An 18,591-nucleotide genomic window follows, 5' to 3' on the forward strand; every position below is an offset into this window, starting at 1 on the left:
GCGACCGGGGGCCTCGCGGCACACCGGGGGAGTCGCGGGGTCAGACCAGTCCGCGGGCCATCGCCACCAGCTCGCGCACCGAGCGGTCGGTGTCGGCGGGCAGCTCGTCCCAGCCGAACCAGCGCAGGTCCAGCGACTCCTCGCTGATCAGCTCGCGCGCCCCGGCCGGGGCCAGGGCCACGTACTGCACGTCGAGGTGGGTGTTCTCCGGCCGGTCCTTCCCGGTGCAGCGCACCTGGTGCCGGTCCAGTTTCACCGGCGCGGTGCGGCCGTCGACGGCGAGCAGCGCCAGGTCGGCGATGCCGGACTCCTCGACCGCCTCGCGCAGCGCGGCCGCGGCCAGCGTGTCGTCGCCGGGCTCGCAGTGGCCGCCCATCTGCAGCCACCGCCCGACCTTCGGGTGCAGGGTGAGCAGCACCCGCCCGCCCTCGGGGTCGACGACCAGCGCGCTGGCCGTGATGTGCCCGGGCAGGCAGGCCCGCCACATGCCGTCGGGGCGCTCGGCCAGGTGGGCCAGGTAGTCGCGGCGCAGCCCGTCCTGCCCGGCGGCGTCGGGCGCCCAGTCGGTGAGGACGCGAACGGCGTCCGCGTGCAGCGAGGTCACTTGGCGGTGCCCTCCGGACCCTGCTCGCCGTCCTCGTCGCCCTCGCCCGGGGCGTCCTGGCCCTTGCCCTCCCCGTCCGGGGCGGCCTTCGGGGCGTCGTCCGACGAGGCGCCCCCGGCGTCCTTGGTCAGGTTGGCCTTCCCCGTCCCGGCGGCGCCGCCGCCCGCGGCCTCGCCGAGCAGCTTGTCCAGCGCGTCGAAGTCGAAGCCGCCCTCGGCGACCGCCGCGGTGTCCCGGTGCACGAAGCCGTCCGGGTCGTCCAGGTCGGCGGCGGTGGGGAGCATGTCGGGGTGGCTCCACAGCGCGTCCCGGCCCTCGACGCCGCGGGCGTCGGCGAGCGAGGCCCACAGGCGGGAGGCGTCGCGCAGGCGGCGCGGGCGCAGTTCGAGGCCGACCAGGGTGGCGAAGGTCTGCTCGGCGGGGCCGCCGGAGGCGCGGCGGCGGCGGAGCGTCTCGCGCAGCGCGGCGGCCTGCGGCAGGTGCGGGGCGGCGGCGGTGTGCACCACGGCGTCGACCCAGCCCTCGACCAGGGCCAGCGCGGTCTCCAGCCGGGCCAGCGCGGCCTTCTGCGCGGGGGTGTCCTCGGGCTGCAGCAGGCCGCCGGCCAGCGCGTCCTGGAGCGCCTCGGGGTTGGCCGGGTCGAGCTGGCCGACCAGCTCCTCCATCCGCGAGGTGTCGACCTTGATGCCGCGCGCGTACGCCTCGACCGCGCCGAACAGGTGCGCCCGCAGCCACGGCACGTGCGCGAACAGGCGCTGGTGGGCGGCCTCGCGCAGGGCCAGGTAGAGCCGGACCTCCTCGGCGGGCACGTTCAGGCCCTCGCCGAACTCGGCGATGTTCTGCGGCAGCAGCGCGGCCTTCCCGGCGGGGGCGAGCGGCAGGCCGACGTCGGTGGAGCCGAGCACCTCGGCGGCCAGCGCGCCGAGCGCCTGCCCGATCTGGGTGCCGAACATGGCGCCGCCCATCGAGCGCATCATGCCCATCAGCGGCCCGGCCATCGCCTGCATCTCCTCGGGCAGCACGCCGCCCATGGCGTTGCCGACCCGCTCGGCGACCGGGTCGACCAGGTCCTTCCAGACCGGCAGGGTGGCCTCGATCCACTCGGCGCGGCTCCACGCCACCGCCGCGGAGGAGGTGGAGGGGAACTCGGTCGCCGAGTCCAGCCACAGGTCGGCCAGCCGGACGGCCTCGGTGACGGCGGTGCGCTCGGCCGCGCCGACCGAGCGGTCCTTGGTCTTCCCCTCGGGCTGCTCGGCGACCACGGTCTGCCGGGCGATGTTCTTGGCCAGGTCCCAGTTCACCGGGCCGCCCTCGAACGAGAGCATCTGCCCGAGCTGCTGGAACGCCGCGCCGAGGTCGTTGGGGTTGAAGCCGCCCATCATCGCGGCGAACGGGTTGTCCCCGCCCTGCCCGCCGCCGGGGCCGCCCATGCCGAACAGCGCCCCGAAGGGGTTGCCGTTGCCGAAGCCGAACGGCTGCTGCGGGGTCGAGTCGCCCTGCTCGCCGTCCTTCTTGCCCTTGTTCTTGCCGTCCTCGGGCTCCTCGGGGGGAACGCCGAATCCGAAGGGGAGGTCGCTCACGGGGGTCCTCGATCTGATCGGCCGTCACGCGGGTGGTGTGGCGGGAAAGTCTGCCGCCCGGGGGCTCCGAGCGGTTTGAATGGTCTCGCGGCGACCGCGCCGGGTGCACCGCCGGGGCCGAGCCTCGGGCAGGATGGTCAAGTGCGTGACACTCGTACGTCCGCACTTAAGCTAACCGTGGAGGATGGCCGGTGAGTTCCCCGCCTTCGGACGTTCGCTCTGGGCTGACCGAGGGCGAGGGTGCGCCGGCCGATGCCGGTTCGCCGACTCCAGCCTACGGCGGCAGACCGCTGACCGTGGCCGTCACCGGCGCGGCGGGCGTGCTCGGCGAGCGCGTCGCGCAGCGGCTGGTCGACTCCCCGCACGTGCGGCGGGTGCTCGCGGTGGACGACCGCCGCGGCGAGGTGCCCGGCGTGCAGTGGCGGGTGCTGGACGTGCGCGACCCGGCGGTGGCCGAGCGGCTGGCCGGCGTCGACGTGGTGGTGCACCTGGCGATGGACCTCGGCATGGAGTCCGACCCGCGCACCCGCAGCGCCTACAACGTGCGCGGCGCGCAGACGGTGGTGACCGCCGCCGCGGCCGCCGGGGTGCACCGGGTGGTGCTGTGCACCTCCGCGATGGTCTACGGCGCGCTGCCCGACAACGAGGTCCCGCTGGCCGAGGACTCCGAGCTGCGGGCCACCGAGGAGGCGTCGCTGGTCGGCGACCTGCTGGAGATCGAGCGGCTGGCCCGGCGCGCCCCGCGCGCCCACCCCGGGCTGCAGATCACCGTGCTGCGCCCGGCCGTGGTGGTCGGCCCGGGCATCGACACCGTGCTGACCCGGCACTTCGAGGCGCCCCGGCTGCTGGTGGTGGCCGGCTCCCGCCCGTGCTGGCAGTTCTGCCACCTGGACGACCTGGCCGCGGCGCTGGAGTACGCGGCGCTCGGTCTGGTCGAGGGCGAGGTGACGGTCGGCTGCGACGGCTGGCTGGAGCAGGAGGACGTGGAGGAGCTGTCCGGGATCCGGCGGATGGAGCTGCCCGCCTCGCTGGCCCTGGGCACCGCGGCCCGGCTGCACCGGCTCGGCCTGACCCCGGCCCCGGCCGGGGACCTGGCGTACACCATGTACCCGTGGGTGGTGTCCGGCAGCCGGCTGCACGAGGCGGGCTGGCGGCCGCGGCACACCAACGAGGAGGTGCTGGCCGAGCTGCTCGCCCAGGTGTCCGGCAAGCACGCGGTGGCCGGGCGGCGGCTGGGCGGCAAGGAGGCCGCCACCAGCCTGGGCGCGGCCGGGGCGACGGTGGCGCTGATCGGCACCGCCGCGCTGGTCCGGCGGGCCCGCAAGCACCGCCGGATCTGATCTTCTTTTCACATGGCGGAATTACCGCATCGTGATACGAAAATCCTTGCGGTCCGTCGGCGGGGATGCGGAATGATGGGCCCATGTCCGAGAACCACGACCCGATCCGCCTGCTCGACGTCCGCGAGAGCGCGCTCTCGCTCGACGAGGTCCACGCCGCGGTCGGCGACGACGCGGCCGGCGGCACCACCCTGTTCGTCGGCACGGTGCGCGACCACGACGGCGGCAAGCCGGTCGCCGCGCTGGAGTACAGCGCCCACCCGACCGCCCTGCGCGAGCTGCGCCGGATCGCCGAGAAGGTCTGCGCGGACTTCCCGGTCCGGGCGCTGGCCGCGGTGCACCGCACCGGCCGGCTGGAGATCGGCGACGTCGCGGTGATCGTCGCGGTGTCCTGCCCGCACCGCGGCGAGGCGTTCGCGGCCTCCCGGCGGCTGATCGACGACCTCAAGCACGAGGTGCCGATCTGGAAGCACCAGGTCTTCGCCGACGGCGAGGAGGAGTGGGTCGGCGCCGGCTCCTGCTGACGCCCCCGTGTCCGGTCCGGGCGGCGCTCGTTGCCCGTTCGGCGGTACACCTTGTGGTGAAGAGCGGACCGCGTCCCGTAACCCGGATGCCGCTCGCGCCGTTCCCCCAGTAGGCGGTTAATCTGCTGATACGCATGACGAGCCTGTGGGGAGTCCGAAAATGGCTGTGCTCGCCTGGTTGAGCATTCCTGTGGTGGCCGGGGTGCTGGCCGCGGTCTGGGCGACCTGGGCGGCCCGCCCGCCCCGCGCCATGACCGATCCGTCCTCGCTCGCCGAGCACGAGCGCTTCCGCGCCGCGATGGAGCGCAGTACCGGCACCCGGGACTGACCGCCGCCGCCCCCCGTCCCCGATCGGCGGTGCGGGGCGCGGACCGGCGGTACACCCCGCCCGGCACTTCCCGTACTGTCGTGGCATGCCACGCCGATCGGCGACGATGCTCGCCGCCACCCTGCTGCTGATAGGCCTGCTCTGTGCCTCGGTCCTGTTCAAGGTGCCGTTCACCGAGATGAGCCCGGGGCCGACGTACAACACCCTCGGCACGCAGGACAAGACCGGCACGCCGGTGATCACCATCACCGGCCACGAGACCTACCCGACCAGCGGCCACCTCAACATGACCACGGTCCAGGTCACCGGGGCGAACTACCAGCCGAGCCTGGTCTCGGCGCTGGTCGGCTGGATGCGGGACGACGTGCTGGTCGTCCCGCACGACAACGTCTACCCGAAGGGCCAGACCGACCAGGAGGCCCAGCAGGAGAACGCCGAGCAGTTCGCCTCCTCCGAGGACAGCGCCAAGACCGCGGCGCTCAAGGAGCTGGGCATCCCGGTCAGCACCGAGATCATCGTCTCCTCGGTGGCCGCCGGCGGGCCCTCCGAGGGCAAGCTGCACGCGGGCGACCAGATCGTCGCGGTGGACGGCACGGCCATCACCAGCCAGACCCAGGTGGCCGCGCAGGTGACCAAGCACAAGCCGGGCGAGACCGTGGTCTTCACCGTTGTCCCGCACGCCAAGGCCGGCGCCTCGCCGGACCCGGCGGACCGGGTCGAGGTGCCGATCGTGACCGGCAAGTCCGCGGACAGCGGCCCGGAGCGGGCGGTCGTCGGCATCACGCCCGGCGTCGACCACGTCTACCCGTTCAAGATCGACATCGGCCTGCAGGACGTCGGCGGCCCCAGCGCCGGCCTGATGTTCGCCCTCGGCATCGTCGACAAGCTCACCCCCACCGACCTCACCGGCGGCAAGTTCGTGGCGGGCACCGGCACCATCGACGACGACGGCGCGGTCGGCCCGATCGGCGGCATCCAGATGAAGCTGATCGCGGCCCGGGACAAGGGCGCCGAGTACTTCTTCACCCCCGCCGACAACTGCTCCGAGGCGGTCAAGGGCACCCCGTCCGGGCTGACCCTGGTCAAGGTCGAGAACCTGGACGGCGCGGTGAAGGCCCTGGACAGCATCCGCGGCGGCGACAAGGCGGCGCTGCCGAGCTGCGGCTGAGCCGCGGCCGAGCGGCCGGGCCCCGGGGAGGGGCCCGCCGGGAGCGCTAGGAGAAGGTGGAGAGCAGGGCGTCCGTCAGGTTGGGGACCAGCTCGGGGCCGGTGAGCACCTCGCGGGCGAGGTCCTTCTCGCGCAGGCGCAGCGCGACCTCCTTGGAGCCGTCGCGCAGGACGGCCGCGGTGATCCGGACCTCCTGGCGCTGCGGGTGGGTGGCCACCCAGTCGTTGATCTCCTTCTCGCCGGCGTTCTTCGGCCGGGAGGACTCGGCGCCGGGCGGGAGCATCAGGCGCTCGACGACCAGGGCGCAGCCGACCACGCCGTCCGGCCAGGCGATGGTGCCGAGGAAGCGGTCGAGCTCGGTGCCCGGGGGGATCTCCTCCTGCTCGACCGGGGTGAGGCCGGTCGGGTTGTCGTCCAGGCCGAGCTGCGAGGCGAGCCGCGGGTTGGCCTTGCGCATCTGGGCGTTGTCGACCAGGGCGAACAGGCGGGCCGGGAGGTCCCAGCCGAGGGTCGCGGCGTGCTCGTCGATCTCCAGGGCGGCCCGGGTGAGGGGAGTGGCCGCGGGGAGGCCGGAGGCGGCGGCGGTCAGGTCAGGGGAGTCGGACATGGGGTCATCCTCACATGCCCGGGGGTGCCCGCTCCAACTCCGACGCAGCCGCCGGGAACTCAGGTAAAGACGAATTAAGTTGCATGGGGAGACCGCCGTCCGCGACCGGTGCGGCGGTGGCATTCCCGATGACGACGACAGCTGAGGTGGCGCCTTGACCTTCCAGATGCCGGACCGCTCCGGTCCGGGTTTCCGAGCGAGAGTCGGGCCGCCGTCGCGCCGGGCGAAGGTGCTGCTGCTGACGGTGGGCGTCCTGGCGGCGCTGTTCCTGCTGTTCGTGATGTTGGCGGGCCTGTGGACCGACTGGCTGTGGTTCGACTCGGTGCGCTACGGCTCGGTGTTCACCTCCCAACTGGGCGCCAAGGCGGGCCTGTTCGCGGTCTTCGGGCTGCTGATGGCCCTGGTCGTCGGGTTCAACCTGTGGCTGGCGCACCGGCTGCGGCCGCCGCTGGCCGCGATGTCGGTGGAGCAGCAGAGCCTGGACCGCTACCGGACGGGCATCGCGCCGTTCCGCAAGTGGCTGCTGGTCGGCCTGTCGCTGCTGGTCGGCCTGGCGGCCGGCGCCGCGGCGGGCGCGCAGTGGCGGACGTGGATGCTGTGGGTCAACGGCACCTCGTTCGGCGTGAAGGACAGCCAGTTCCACCAGGACGTCTCGTACTACGCGTTCGACCTGCCCTGGTACCAGTTCGTGCTGGGCTTCGCGTTCAGCGCGGTGATCGTCTCGCTGCTGGCGGCGACCGCCGTGCACTACCTGTACGGGGGCCTGCGGCTGCAGGGGCCCGGGCGGCGGGCGAGCGCCGGGGCGCAGGGCCACCTGGCCGTGCTGCTGGGCGTGTTCGTGCTGCTGAAGGCGGTGGCGTACTGGCTGGACCGGTACGCGCTGGCGGTGAAGAGCGAGTCGTACAAGAACGTCGACGGCTGGACCGGCCTGCGCTACGTGGACGCCAACGCGTTCCTGCCGGCCAAGACGATCCTGTTCTTCGTGGCGATCATCTGCGCGCTGCTGTTCTTCCTGACCCCGATCAGGCGGACCTGGGCGCCGGCGCTGATCGGCTTCGGGCTGATGGCGCTGTCCGCGCTGCTGGTCGGCGGCCTCTACCCGGCGCTGGTGCAGCAGTTCCAGGTCAAGCCGAACGAGCAGGCCAAGGAGACCGCGTACATCCAGAAGAACATCGACGCGACCAGGCAGGCGTACGGCATCGCGGACGCGGCCGAGCAGCAGTACACGCCGACCGACTCGACCGACGCCGACAAGCTCAAGCAGGACGCGCAGACCGTCTCGGACATCCGGCTGCTGGACCCGAACGTGGTCTCGCCGACGTTCCAGCAGAACCAGGCGCTGCGCAACTACTACGCGTTCCCCAAGACGCTGGACGTGGACCGCTACGGCGACCAGGACACCGTGCTGGGCGTGCGCGAGCTGGACCTGACCGGCGTGCAGCAGCGCAACTTCATCAACGACCACTTCAAGTACACCCACGGGTACGGCGTGGTCGCCGCCAAGGGCAACCAGGTCGACGCCAACGGCAACCCGGTCTACACCGAGCACGCGCTGCCCGCCGAGGGCGACCTGGGCGCGTACGAGCAGCGGGTGTACTACGGCGAGAAGACGACGATGTACTCCGTCGTCGGGCCCGGCATGGACGAGATCGACTACACCCGGGACGGACAGCCGGACCAGACCTCCCAGTACAGCGGCGGCAGCGGCGTCTCGCTGAACAACCCGCTGACCCGGGCCGCGTACGCGGTGAAGTTCGCCGAGCCGCAGCTTTTCTACTCGGGGGCGATCAAGGACGACGCGAAGATCCTGTACGACCGCACCCCCAAGGAGCGGGTCGAGAAGGTCGCGCCGTGGCTGTCGATCGACGCCGACCCGTACCCGGTGGTGGAGAACGGCCGGCTGGTGTGGGTGCTGGACGGCTACACCACCTCGGACGGGTACCCGTTCTCGTCCAAGACCACCTTCGGCGACGCCACCAAGGACTCGCTGACCGACCAGCGCGGCCGCACCCTGACCGCCGTCAACCAGGTCAACTACATCCGCAACTCGGTGAAGGCCACCGTGGACGCGTACACCGGCGAGGTGACGCTCTACCAGTGGGACGAGGCCGATCCGGTGCTGAAGACCTGGATGAAGGCGTTCCCGGGCACGGTGAAGCCGAAGGCGGACGTCCCGGCCACCCTGCTGCCGCACCTGCGCTACCCGCAGGACCTGTTCAAGGTGCAGCGCGACCTGCTCGGGCAGTACCACATGACCGACGCCACGGCGTTCTTCAACGGCACCGACATCTGGGAGGTGCCGGAGGACCCGACGGTCAACACCCACGAGGTGCAGCCGCCGTACTACCTGACGCTGCGGATGCCGGACGCCAAGGCGGCCAGCTTCTCGCTGACCACCTCCTTCGTGCCCTCGGGCCGCAAGAACCTGGCCGCGTTCATGACCGCGGACGCCGACCCGGGCCCGGGCTACGGCAAGCTGCGGATCCTGCGGATGCCGTCCGGTTCGGGCGCGCTCGGCCCGGCGCTGACCCAGGCGAAGTTCAACTCCGACTCCGAGGTGGCCCGCCAGCTGACGCTGCTGCGCAGCGGCACCGACTCCGACGTGGTGTACGGCAACCTGCTGACCCTGCCGGTCGGCGGCGGCATCCTCAACGTGGAGCCGGTGTACCTGGTGGCCCGCGGCGCCAAGGTGCCGGTGCTGAAGAAGGTGCTGGCGGTGTACGGCGACCACAACGTGGCGCTCGAGGACACCCTGGACCAGGCGCTGGCCAAGGTGCTCGGCGGCGCGGCCAACGGGGCCACCACCCCGACCGCCCCGGCCGAGCCGCAGAACCCGGGCACCGGGACGCCGACCACGCCGACCACGCCGACCACGCCCACGACGCCCACGACGCCGACCGCGCCGGACAGCCCGGAGGTGCAGAAGGCGCTCACCGAGGCGCAGAAGGCCTTCGACGACGGCCAGGCGGCGATGAAGAACGGCGACTGGGCGGCGTACGGCAAGGCCCAGGAGGCGCTGAAGAAGGCCATCGGCGACGCGATGGCCGCCGAGCAGAAGGCCGGCGGCAGCGTTTCGCCCACGGCTTCGCCGACCGCCTCGCCCACCGGCTGAGCTGCGGGAACCGGTTTGTTGGTCCACCCCGTGATCGTGATACAGTGGTTTCACCGACGCGGGGTGGAGCAGCTCGGTAGCTCGCTGGGCTCATAACCCAGAGGTCGCAGGTTCAAATCCTGTCCCCGCTACTCAGTAGCGAAAGGCCCGGAGGCATCAGCCTCCGGGCCTTCGTCGTTCCCTTTGCCATTCCTTGGGTGTCCGGTCGATTGACACCCCATGTGGTCCAGTCCAATCTGGGTCATGCCCATGACGGGCGGCCCCCACCGCCCGTCCTGATGCGTTGCAACTCCTTTACCAGCAACGGGAATTGATCACGTTCTGGTTCCGTCTGCCGCTCTCCCCGACCGGGTGTCGGACGGCGTTCCTGCATCCCCACGTGACAGGAGAGAGGCACATCCGCATGCATCGCAACAACCGCAGGGCCTGGGCCGTCACGGCCGCGGCCGCCACGCTGCTCGCCGGAGCGGTCTCGCTGCTGGGAGCCCCCAGCGCGACCGCCGGGCCGGGCAACACGACCGGGGCCCCCGCCACCAGCGGCGGCATGAAGGTCGCGTACTTCGACCAGTGGTCGATCTACCAGAACGCCTACTACCTGAAGAACGTCGACACCAACGGCATGGCCGGGAAGCTCGACTACCTGCTGTACGACTTCGCCAACATCGACCCGACCAACCTGACCTGCTTCGAGGCCAACTCGGCGGCCTCGCAGGACGAGAACAACCCGAACGCCGGCGACGGCGCGGGCGACTACTACGCCGACTACGCCAAGACCTTCGCCAACGGCAACAGCGTCGACAACTCCACCGACACCTGGAACCAGCCGCTGGCCGGCAACTTCCACCAGCTCCAGGAGCTGAAGGCGAAGTACCCGAAGCTCAAGGTGCTGCTGTCGATCGGCGGTTGGACGTACTCCAAGTACTTCTCCGACGCGGCGGCCACCGACGCCTCGCGCAAGAAGCTCGTCTCCTCGTGCGTCGACATGTTCATCAAGGGCAACCTGCCCGCGCAGGGCGGCTACGGCGGCGCCGGCACCGGCAAGGGCATCTTCGACGGCTTCGACATCGACTGGGAGTACCCGGGCGGCGGCGGCCACACCGGCAACCACTCCTCGCCCAACGACAAGCAGAACTTCACCGCGCTGCTCGCCGAGTTCCGCAGCGAGCTCAACACCCAGGGCGCCGCGGACGGCAAGACCTACGCGCTGAGCGCGGCGCTGCCGGCCGGCCAGGACAAGATCCAGAACGTCGAGACCGACAAGATCGGGCAGTACCTGACCTTCGCGGACCCGATGACGTACGACATGCACGGCGGCTGGGAGGCCCAGGGCCCGACCAACCACCAGACGCCGGTCTACCAGAACCCGAACGACCCGATGAACAACGTGCCGCCGGGCAACGCCAAGTACTCGATCGACGAGGCGATCAAGGCGTACACGGTCGGCGACTCCTCGTACGGCATCCCCGGCGGGTTCCCGGCGAACAAGCTCAACATGGGCGTCCCGCTGTACTACCGCGGCTGGACCGGCGTCGCGGCCGGCGCCAACCACGGGCTGTTCCAGCCCGCCAGCGGACCGGCCCAGGGCGCGCCGAACTCCGGCAACGTCAACGGCGTGCGGATGTACAAGGAACTGCTCGGGACGGTGGACAACCCCAGCTACACCTACTGGGACCCGGCCGCGCAGGCGGCGTACTTCTACGACGGCACCAACTTCTGGTCCGGCGAGAACGCCAAGTCCATCCAGGCCAAGATGGACTACGCGCACTGCAACGGCCTCGGCGGATCGTTCGTGTTCTCGCTGTACGACGACCCGAACGCGGCGCTGCTCAACCCGCTGATGAACGCCACCAACGGCTCGGCCGCCTCCTGCCCGGCCCCGCCGACCGGTTCGCCCAGCGCCAGCGCCTCCACCTCCACCAGCGCGTCGCCGACCGCCAGCACCTCGCCGTCGGCCCCGCCCTCCAGCAGCCCCTCGACCTCGCCGACCGGCCCGACCACCAGCCCGTCCTCCTCGCCGACCTCGCCCAGCGGTGGGATCGTGGCCAACCCCGGCCTGGAGTCCGGCGCGCTCAGCCCGTGGACCTGCGCGGGCAGCGGCGGCGCGGTGGTCAGCGGCGGCCACACCGGCTCGTACGCCCTGCAGGGCAACGCGAGCGCCGGTGACACCGCGCAGTGCCAGCAGACCGTCACGGTCAAGCCGAACACCACCTACACGCTGTCCGCCTGGGTCAAGGGCAACTACACCTACCTGGGCGTCACCGGCTCCGGCGCGGACAGCTCGACCTGGACCCCCGGCGGGAGCGCGTGGACGCAGCTGTCCACCAAGTTCACCACCGGTGCCTCGGTGACCTCGGTCACCGTCTGGGTGCACGGTTGGTACGGACAGGGTGCTTACCAGGCCGACGACTTCAGCGTGAGCTGAGGCCCCGTCAAGAACCCTTCACGGAAGGCCCGGAGGATTTCGTCCTCCGGGCCTTCCCCCTTGCGCGCGCGGAGAGTTGATCGACTCCGGTACGATGCGTGGCCGGGGTTTGTGGGGCTCAGTGTCGGGAAATCGACAAAGAGCCGAAGCGATCTCGCCGGGCTTCGGCCCCGCTCCGCCAAAACGGACGGAGCAGGTGTACGCGGTGTGCGGGTGATGCGACGATGAACCACGAGGGGGACGCGGCACGGCCGCTGACGGGCCGTCCGGTCCGGCGCGCCCCCTGGGGGAGGCGCCCGGGGTCGACGGCCCCGGGCGGATGCCGCGACACTCGGGGGGAGCGGGAGTCGGCATGAAGCTCATCGGCAACAGCGGGACGGGAGAACGACAGGCGGCCGGCACCACCCCGGACACCGGGACCGACACCGAGACCGGTAGCGGCACCGGCACCCGGGCCGCCGACCGGCCCGCCGGCCCGTCCACCGGCAGCCTGCCCGCCCAGCGCGGCACCGCGGGCGGCATCGACGTGACCGGCTACGGCCCCGAGAGCCTCGTCCACCTGACGGCCGAGCAGGTCGCCGCCGCCTCCGTCCGCGACCTCGTCGACCCCGACGACGACGCCGCCGACAGCTTCGAGACCGCCCTCGCCGCCCGCGAACAGGCCGCCCTCGAAGCCCGCCACCGCGGCTCCGCCGACGCCGGGGACCCGAACGCCGCCAGCCAGCTCGGCGCCCTCCTGCTGCGCCGCGGCGACCTGCGCGACGCCGAACCGTACCTGCGCTCCGCCGCCGCCGCGGGCCTGCGCGCCGCCGCCAACAACCTCGGCGTCCTGCTCCACCAGCAGGGCCACCGCACCGAGGCCGCCCAGTGGTGGCGGCAGGCCGCCGTCGCCGGATCCGCCCCCGCCGCCCACGCCCTCGGCCTGCAACTGCGCGACCAGGGCGAGGAGGAGGCCGCCGAGTACTGGCTGCACTACGCCGCCGAACAGGGCCACCCGCTCGGCGCCTACGCCCTCGGCGACCTCATGGAGCACCGCCGCGACGTCCGCGCCGAACGCTGGTTCAAGGCCGCCGCCGACTCCGGCCACCGCGAGGCCGCCTACCGCCTCGCCCGGATGCGCGAGGCCGCCGGGGACAAGGACACCGCCGAGACCTGGTACCGCACCGCCGCCGCCCGCAGCCACGCCCGCGCCGCGCTGCGCCTCGGCGTCCTGCTCGAAGCCCGCGCCGACCTCGACGAGGCCGCCCGCTGGTACCGGCAGTCCGCCCAGAACGGCGAGGCCCGCGCCGCCTGCGCCCTCGGCTTCCTGCTCCGCGACACCGGCGACCTCGCCGCCGCCGCCGAATGGTGGCAGGAGGCCGCCGAAGCCGGCGACGGCACCGCCGCCAACGCCCTCGGCGCCCTGCACGCCGGCCGCGGCGAGAACACCGTCGCCGAACGCTGGTACCGCGCCGCCCTCGACGCCGGCGACCACAACGGCGCCTTCAACCTCGGCCTGCTCTGCGCCGGCGCCGGCCGCGAGGCCCAGGCCGAGCAGTGGTACCGCCGCGCCGCCTACGCCGGACACCGCGAGGCCTGCAACGCGCTCGCCGTCGTGCTGCTCCAGCGCGGCGACGAGTCCGGCGCCGAACCCTGGTTCTCCAAGGCCGCCGAAGCCGGCTCCGTCGACGGCGCCTTCAACCTCGGCGTCCTGCACGCCGGCCGAGGCGAGACCCGGCAGGCCCAGGAGTGGTACGCCCGCGCCGCCGCCGAGGGCCACGGCGAGGCCGCCCTGCAACTCGCCGTCGCCCAGGAACAGCGCGGCAACTTCACCGGCGCGCTCGAACGCTACCGGCAGGCCGCCGACGGCGGCTCCGCGGAGGGCGCCTTCCGGCTCGCCTCGCTGCTCGACCGCCGCGGCGACGCCGACGCCGAGGCCGAACACTGGTACGCGATCGCCGCCGACGCCGGACACCGCCGCGCCCAGGTCCGGATGGGCGTCCGCGCGGCCGAGCGCGGCGCCCTCCAGATCGCCGAGAGCTGGTACCGCCGCGCCGCCGAGGGCGGCAGCCGCAGCGCCGCCTTCAACCTCGGCCTGCTGCTGGCCCGGCAGGACAGCGAGGCCGAGGCCATGCTCTGGTACACCCGCGCCGCGGACGCCGGCCACGGCCGCGCGGCCCTCCGGCTCGCCCTGCTGGCGCTGCGGCGCGGCGAGGCCGTCCAGGCGGAGAACTGGTGCAAGCGCGCGGCGGAGTACGGCCCGGCCGAGGTCGCGGAACGGGCGGGACGGCTGCTGGGGGCGCTCAACGCGGAGCTCTCGGCGTAGCGCTGCGCTGAGGCGAAACCGGGGGCGCGGGGAACTGCGCGAAGCGGGAGTCGCACGTCAGTGAGATCGCGGGACAGTGCAAGCTCTCGTCCTGGTTCGCGATCTGGCTGTGAGTGCTCGGTTGGCCGCGCAGTTCCCCGCGCCCCTGGTGGTGCGCTTCCTGGCGTTCGCAGCTCTCGGTCAGACGCTGAGCGAGCGCAGCGCCGCCTCGTGGAGGATGCCGTTGGTGGCGACCGCGTCCGCGCCGGTGGGGCCGTCGATGCCGTCGAGGCCGGTGAAGCGGCCGCCGGCCTCCTGGACGATGATGCAGGGGGCGGCCATGTCCCAGAGGGAGAGCTCGGGTTCGGCGGCGATGTCGACGGCGCCCTCGGCGACCATCATGTAGGACCAGAAGTCGCCGAAGGCGCGGGTGCGCCAGCAGATCCGGGTGAGGTCGAGGAAGGCGTCGAGGCGGGCCCGCTCCTCCCAGCCGCTGAGCGAGGAGAAGGAGAGCGAGGCGTCGGCGAGGCGGGAGACCTTGGAGACGTGGATGCGCTGGGACTTGGCGAGGCTGCGGCCGGCGAACGCGCCGAGGCCCTTGGCGGCCCACCAGCGGCGGCCGAGCGCGGGGGCGGAGACGATGCCGACCACCGGGACGTGCTCGCCGTCGGGCTGCTCCTCCAGCAGGGCGACCAGGGTGGCCCAGACCGGGACGCCGCGGACGTAGTTCTTGGTGCCGTCGATCGGGTCGATCACCCAGCGGCGCGGGCCGGAGCCCTGCAGGCCGTACTCCTCGCCGAGCACGGCGTCGCGCGGACGGGCCCGCTGCAGGACGGAGCGGACGAGTTCCTCGGCGGCCTTGTCGGCGTCGCTGACCGGGGTCAGGTCGGGCTTGGTCTCGATCTTCAGGTCGAGCGCCTTGAACCGCTCCATGGTGATCGAGTCGGCCGAGTCGGCGAGGACGTGGGCGAGTCGGAGGTCGTCGTGGTAGTCGGCCATGCACGGAACCCTAGCGGACTCAGTGTCCCGAGCCGCTGAGCTGCAGGCCGATCACGCCCGCGATGACCAGGGAGATGGAGACGAGCTTGAGGGTGGAGGAGGACTCGCCGAGGAAGACCATCCCGTACACCGCGGTGCCGGCCGCGCCGATGCCGGTCCACACCGCGTAGGCGCTGCCGACCGGGAGGGTCTTCAGGGAGAGGGTGAGCAGGCCGAAGGAGCCCAGCGCGAAGAGCGCGAAGCTGATGGTGGGCCAGAGCCTGGTGAAGCCGTGGCTGAGCTTGAGGTTGACCGCGAATCCCGTTTCCAGCAGACCGGCGAGGATCACCATGGCCCATGCCATCGGGTTGACTCCCTGTCAGATAGGACGGTGTGACCTTCCTATCGTTACCCAGCGCAGCGGCCCCAGCGACTCGTGATCACCGTGAATTCTCAGTCCCCTTCGTGCGCCTCGCGGGTGGCCAGCAGCCGGCGCAGCGAGTACAGCCGGGCCGGGTCGGCGTGGCCGTCGGCGACCCAGGCGTCCAGCGCGCAGTCCGGTTCGTCGTGCGAGCAGGCGCGCGGGCAGTCGGCGGTGCCGGGCTCCAGGTCGGGGAAGGCGTGGATGACCCGGGACGGGTCGATGTGGGACAGGCCGAAGGAGCGGAAGCCGGGGGTGTCGATCACCCAGCCCGGGTCCAGCGCCTTCTTCGAGCCCGGCTTGGCGCCGGGCGGCGGGGGCAGCCGCAGCGCCAGCGCCGAGACGGTGGTGTGCCGGCCCCGGCCGGTGACGGAGTTGACCCGGCCGGTGGTCCGCTGCCGCTCCGGGACGAGCGCGTTGACCAGGGTGGTCTTGCCGACGCCGGAGTGCCCGATGAACACCGTGGTCCGCCCGCGCAGGTGCTCGCGGACGGCCTCCGCCCCGGCGCTCTCCAACTCGTCGGCCCGGGTCACCACGTAGCGGATGCCCAACGGCGCGTACGACTCCAGCAGCTCGTCGGCGGAGGCCAGGTCGGCCTTGGTGAGCACCAGCAGCGGCTCCATCCCGGCGTCGAACGCGGCCACCAGGCAGCGGTCGATCAGCCGGGGGCGGGGCTCGGGGTTGGCCAGCGCGGTGACGATGGCCATCTGCTCGGCGTTGGCGACCACGATCCGCTCGTACGGGTCGTCGTCGTCCGCGGTGCGGCGCAGCACCGAGCTGCGCTCCTCGACCCGGACGATCCGGGCCAGCGTGTCCGGCTCGCCGGACAGGTCGCCGACCACGCTGACGGTGTCGCCGACGACGACGCCCTTGCGGCCCAGCTCGCGGGCCTTCATGGCGACGACCTGGCGCTCGTCCTCGGTGCCGCTGTCGACCAGGCAGGTCATCCGGCCCCGGTCCACGGTGAGGATCATCGCCTCGGCGGCGTCCTCGTGCTTGGGCCGGATCCGGGTGCGGGGGCGGGAGCCCCGGCGTCCCGGGCGGCTGCGGATGTCGTCCTCGTCGGCGTTCTTGTCGTAGCGGCGCATGCTGGTGATCCCCCGTCAGCCCTGGCCGAGGAGGTCGGCCCACATCTGCGGGAAGTCCGGCAGGGTCTTGGCGGTGGTCGCCACGTCCTCCACCAGCACGCCCTCCACGGCCAGGCCCAGGACGGCGGCGGCGGTGGCCAGCCGGTGGTCCTCGTAGGTGTGGAAGACGCCGCCGTGCAGCGGGCGGGGCCGGATCCGCAACCCGTCCTCCGTCTCGGTGACGTCGCCGCCCAGGGAGTTGATCTCCTTGGCCAGCGCGGCCAACCGGTCGGTCTCGTGCAGCCGCAGGTGCGCGATGCCGTACAGGTGCGACTCGGAGTCGGCCAGCGCCGCCACCGCGGCGATCACCGGGGTCAGCTCGCCGACGTCGTGCAGGTCGGCCTCGATGCCGTGGATCTTGCCGGTGCCGGTGAACTGCAGCCCGTCGTCCACGAATGCGCAGGAGCCGCCCATCGCGGTGTAGATCTCGCGCAGCTGGTCGCCCGGCTGGTACGTGTGCTTCGGCCAGTCCCGGACGGTCACCCGGCCGCCGGTGGCCAGCGCCGCCGCGAAGAACGGGGCCGCGTTCGACAGGTCCGGCTCGACCACCAGGTCGCGGCCGATCAGCGCGCCCGGGGTGACCCGCCAGACGTCCTTCTCGCCGCCGTCCTCCGGCGCGTCCACCTGGCCGCCGGCCTTGCGGACCATGTCGACGGTCATCCGGATGTGCGGCAGCGAGGGCACCGGCCCGCCGGTGTTGCGGATCTCCACGCCGTGGTTGAAGCGCGCCCCGGACAGCAGCAGCGCCGAGACGAACTGCGAGGAGGACGAGGCGTCCACCTCCACCGCGCCGCCGTCCAGCGCGCCGGTGCCGTGCACGGTCAGCGGGAAGCCGCCGCGGCCGCCGTCCTCGATCCGGGCGCCCAGCGCGCGCAGCGCGTCGATCACGCCGTGCTGCGGGCGCTCGTGGCTGCGCGGGTCGCCGTCGAAGTGCACCGGGCCGTCGGCCAGGGTGGCCAGCGGCGGCAGGAAGCGCATCACCGTCCCGGCGTTGCCCACGTCCACGTGCGCCGGGCCGCGCAGCCGCTCGGCCGGGATGACCCGCCACGCCTCGCCGCCGCCGGTGCCGCCGGACGCCGCGTTCACCGTCTCCTCGACCGTCACGCCCAGCGCCCGCAGGCCGTCCGCCATCAGCTGCGAGTCGCGGCTGCGCAGCGGGCGGCGCACCCAGCCCGGGCCGTCGGCGAGGGCGGCCAGCACCAGCGCGCGGTTGGTCGCGGACTTCGAGCCGGGGATCGTCACGGTCGCGTCCACGGCGGCGGTGGCGACGGGAGCGGGCCACAGGGAGTCGGTCATGGCGTCAAGTCTATGAGGCGCCGTGCCGCTACCGGGGCAGCAGCCAGGCCGCTCCGAGCCCCAGGCAGGCCAGCGCCACCGCCAGGAACGCCACCACCCACAGCGCCCCCGGCACCCCCGTCAGCCGCGCCAACTGGTCGGCGTCCGAGCCGGGCGCGCCGCCGCGCCGCCGCCGGGTCACCCACAGCTCCAGCATCGGGCGCACCCCCGCCAGCAGCAGGAACCACACCCCCAGGTAGGCGAACGCCCCCTGCCATTCGGCCGTCCCGTACCAGGACACCGCGACGAACGCCCCGCCCGTCACCAGCACCGCCAGCACCCCGAACAGGTTGCGCAGCGTCAGCAGCATCGCCGCCAGCAGCGCGATGCCGATCCACAGCAGCGCGGTGGTCCGCCCCGCGGCCAGCAGCGCCGCCCCGCCCAGGCCCAGCAGCGAGGGCGCCGGGTAGCCCGCCGCCGCGGTCAGCACCATGCCCGGGCCGGTCGGCTTCCCGGAGGAGACCGTCAGCCCCGAGGTGTCCGAGTGCAGCCGGATGCCCGACAGCCGCCGCCGGGTCAGCAGCGCGGTGAGCCCGTGCCCGCCCTCGTGCGCGATCGTCACCACGGTGCGGGTCCACATCCACACCGGGCGCACCGCCACCGCCAGCAGCGCCACCGCCGCGGTGCCCCACACCAGCCAGTGCGGAGGGTCCGGCTGCACGGCCGTCACCCGGTCCCACAGTTGTGCGAAGTCCATCCGCCGACCTCCGATCACCGTCGTCTCCCCAGCCCGGGGCGGGCAGCCTCCCACGGAAGGACGG

General features: G+C 72.9%; 15 protein-coding genes and 1 tRNA gene. 8 read left to right on the plus strand and 8 right to left on the minus strand.

Annotated features, from left to right (window positions below; all coding sequences use genetic code 11):
- Positions 1–40: 40 nt before the first annotated feature.
- Both OU787_RS20940 and OU787_RS20945 read right to left on the minus strand, forming a co-directional pair.
- Positions 41–604: an NUDIX hydrolase gene (locus OU787_RS20940; protein ID WP_268660259.1), complete on the minus strand. Its 564-nt coding sequence runs from the start codon at positions 602–604 to the stop codon at positions 41–43.
- Positions 601–2,184, minus strand: a complete 1,584-nt coding sequence (locus tag OU787_RS20945; protein WP_268660260.1) for a zinc-dependent metalloprotease — start codon at positions 2,182–2,184, stop codon at positions 601–603. The genes OU787_RS20940 and OU787_RS20945 overlap by 4 nt, the downstream gene beginning before the upstream one ends.
- Before the next feature lie 191 nt (positions 2,185–2,375).
- Here OU787_RS20945 and OU787_RS20950 point away from each other — a divergent pair, with 191 nt between their 5' ends.
- The 4 genes from OU787_RS20950 to OU787_RS20965 all read left to right on the plus strand — a co-directional run bounded on the left by OU787_RS20950 (position 2,376) and on the right by OU787_RS20965 (position 5,544).
- The gene (locus tag OU787_RS20950) at positions 2,376–3,524 is read left to right on the plus strand and encodes an NAD-dependent epimerase/dehydratase family protein (protein ID WP_030462831.1); all 1,149 of its coding nucleotides are present in this window, start codon (positions 2,376–2,378) and stop codon (positions 3,522–3,524) included.
- Positions 3,525–3,607: 83 nt separating this feature from the next.
- Positions 3,608–4,048 carry a molybdenum cofactor biosynthesis protein MoaE gene (locus tag OU787_RS20955; protein ID WP_081967204.1) on the plus strand — a complete coding sequence of 147 codons (441 nt, stop codon included), beginning with the start codon at positions 3,608–3,610 and terminating at the stop codon, positions 4,046–4,048.
- Positions 4,049–4,208: 160 nt separating this feature from the next.
- Positions 4,209–4,376, plus strand: coding sequence for a hypothetical protein (locus OU787_RS20960; protein ID WP_268660261.1), 168 nt, complete (start codon positions 4,209–4,211; stop codon positions 4,374–4,376).
- Positions 4,377–4,461: 85 nt separating this feature from the next.
- Positions 4,462–5,544, plus strand: a complete 1,083-nt coding sequence (locus OU787_RS20965; RefSeq protein WP_030462829.1) for a YlbL family protein — start codon at positions 4,462–4,464, stop codon at positions 5,542–5,544.
- A 46-nt stretch (positions 5,545–5,590) separates the two neighbouring features.
- Here OU787_RS20965 and OU787_RS20970 read toward each other — a convergent pair whose 3' ends face one another.
- The gene (locus tag OU787_RS20970) at positions 5,591–6,151 is read right to left on the minus strand and encodes a PPA1309 family protein (RefSeq protein ID WP_030462828.1); all 561 of its coding nucleotides are present in this window, start codon (positions 6,149–6,151) and stop codon (positions 5,591–5,593) included.
- 166 nt (positions 6,152–6,317) lie between these two features.
- Here OU787_RS20970 and OU787_RS20975 point away from each other — a divergent pair, with 166 nt between their 5' ends.
- The 4 genes from OU787_RS20975 to OU787_RS20990 all read left to right on the plus strand — a co-directional run bounded on the left by OU787_RS20975 (position 6,318) and on the right by OU787_RS20990 (position 13,990).
- Positions 6,318–9,263: a UPF0182 family membrane protein gene (locus OU787_RS20975; protein ID WP_268661898.1), complete on the plus strand. Its 2,946-nt coding sequence runs from the start codon at positions 6,318–6,320 to the stop codon at positions 9,261–9,263.
- Positions 9,264–9,320: 57 nt separating this feature from the next.
- A tRNA-Met gene (locus OU787_RS20980) sits at positions 9,321–9,394 on the plus strand.
- Between the two features lie 272 nt (positions 9,395–9,666).
- Positions 9,667–11,685, plus strand: a complete 2,019-nt coding sequence (locus OU787_RS20985) for a glycosyl hydrolase family 18 protein (protein ID WP_268660262.1) — start codon at positions 9,667–9,669, stop codon at positions 11,683–11,685.
- Positions 11,686–12,037: 352 nt separating this feature from the next.
- Entirely contained in the window at positions 12,038–13,990 is a 1,953-nt protein-coding gene (locus OU787_RS20990; protein ID WP_268660263.1) for a tetratricopeptide repeat protein, read from the plus strand.
- A 180-nt stretch (positions 13,991–14,170) separates the two neighbouring features.
- On the opposite strand, the gene hisN is transcribed toward OU787_RS20990, so the two are convergent.
- The 5 genes from hisN to OU787_RS21015 all read right to left on the minus strand — a co-directional run bounded on the left by hisN (position 14,171) and on the right by OU787_RS21015 (position 18,527).
- A complete protein-coding gene (gene hisN / locus OU787_RS20995) occupies positions 14,171–14,968 on the minus strand; it encodes a histidinol-phosphatase (protein ID WP_030462824.1) in 798 nt (265 codons plus the stop codon).
- Between the two features lie 19 nt (positions 14,969–14,987).
- Positions 14,988–15,311: a DMT family transporter gene (locus OU787_RS21000; protein ID WP_030462823.1), complete on the minus strand. Its 324-nt coding sequence runs from the start codon at positions 15,309–15,311 to the stop codon at positions 14,988–14,990.
- 89 nt (positions 15,312–15,400) lie between these two features.
- Positions 15,401–16,456 carry a ribosome small subunit-dependent GTPase A gene (rsgA, locus tag OU787_RS21005; RefSeq protein ID WP_268660264.1) on the minus strand — a complete coding sequence of 352 codons (1,056 nt, stop codon included), beginning with the start codon at positions 16,454–16,456 and terminating at the stop codon, positions 15,401–15,403.
- Between the two features lie 15 nt (positions 16,457–16,471).
- The gene (gene aroA / locus OU787_RS21010; protein WP_030462821.1) at positions 16,472–17,791 is read right to left on the minus strand and encodes a 3-phosphoshikimate 1-carboxyvinyltransferase; all 1,320 of its coding nucleotides are present in this window, start codon (positions 17,789–17,791) and stop codon (positions 16,472–16,474) included.
- Between the two features lie 28 nt (positions 17,792–17,819).
- Positions 17,820–18,527: a M50 family metallopeptidase gene (locus OU787_RS21015; protein ID WP_030462820.1), complete on the minus strand. Its 708-nt coding sequence runs from the start codon at positions 18,525–18,527 to the stop codon at positions 17,820–17,822.
- Between the last annotated feature and the right edge of the window lie 64 nt (positions 18,528–18,591).

It is taken from the genome of Kitasatospora sp. YST-16 (assembly GCF_026802215.1).
Lineage (GTDB): Bacteria > Actinomycetota > Actinomycetes > Streptomycetales > Streptomycetaceae > Kitasatospora > Kitasatospora cineracea.

Bases quoted from the DNA above. Each gene is read 5' to 3' on its own strand.
- OU787_RS20955 (WP_081967204.1), top strand. From the start codon at position 3,608: ATGTCCGAGAACCACGACCCGATCCGCCTGCTCGACGTCCGCGAGAGC.
- OU787_RS20960 (WP_268660261.1), top strand. From the start codon at position 4,209: ATGGCTGTGCTCGCCTGGTTGAGCATTCCTGTGGTGGCCGGGGTGCTG.
- OU787_RS20965 (WP_030462829.1), top strand. From the start codon at position 4,462: ATGCCACGCCGATCGGCGACGATGCTCGCCGCCACCCTGCTGCTGATA.
- OU787_RS20970 (WP_030462828.1), bottom strand. From the start codon at position 6,151: ATGTCCGACTCCCCTGACCTGACCGCCGCCGCCTCCGGCCTCCCCGCG.
- OU787_RS20975 (WP_268661898.1), top strand. From the start codon at position 6,318: ATGCCGGACCGCTCCGGTCCGGGTTTCCGAGCGAGAGTCGGGCCGCCG.
- OU787_RS20985 (WP_268660262.1), top strand. From the start codon at position 9,667: ATGCATCGCAACAACCGCAGGGCCTGGGCCGTCACGGCCGCGGCCGCC.
- OU787_RS20990 (WP_268660263.1), top strand. From the start codon at position 12,038: ATGAAGCTCATCGGCAACAGCGGGACGGGAGAACGACAGGCGGCCGGC.
- hisN (WP_030462824.1), bottom strand. From the start codon at position 14,968: ATGGCCGACTACCACGACGACCTCCGACTCGCCCACGTCCTCGCCGAC.
- OU787_RS21000 (WP_030462823.1), bottom strand. From the start codon at position 15,311: ATGGCATGGGCCATGGTGATCCTCGCCGGTCTGCTGGAAACGGGATTC.
- rsgA (WP_268660264.1), bottom strand. From the start codon at position 16,456: ATGCGCCGCTACGACAAGAACGCCGACGAGGACGACATCCGCAGCCGC.
- aroA (WP_030462821.1), bottom strand. From the start codon at position 17,791: ATGACCGACTCCCTGTGGCCCGCTCCCGTCGCCACCGCCGCCGTGGAC.
- OU787_RS21015 (WP_030462820.1), bottom strand. From the start codon at position 18,527: ATGGACTTCGCACAACTGTGGGACCGGGTGACGGCCGTGCAGCCGGAC.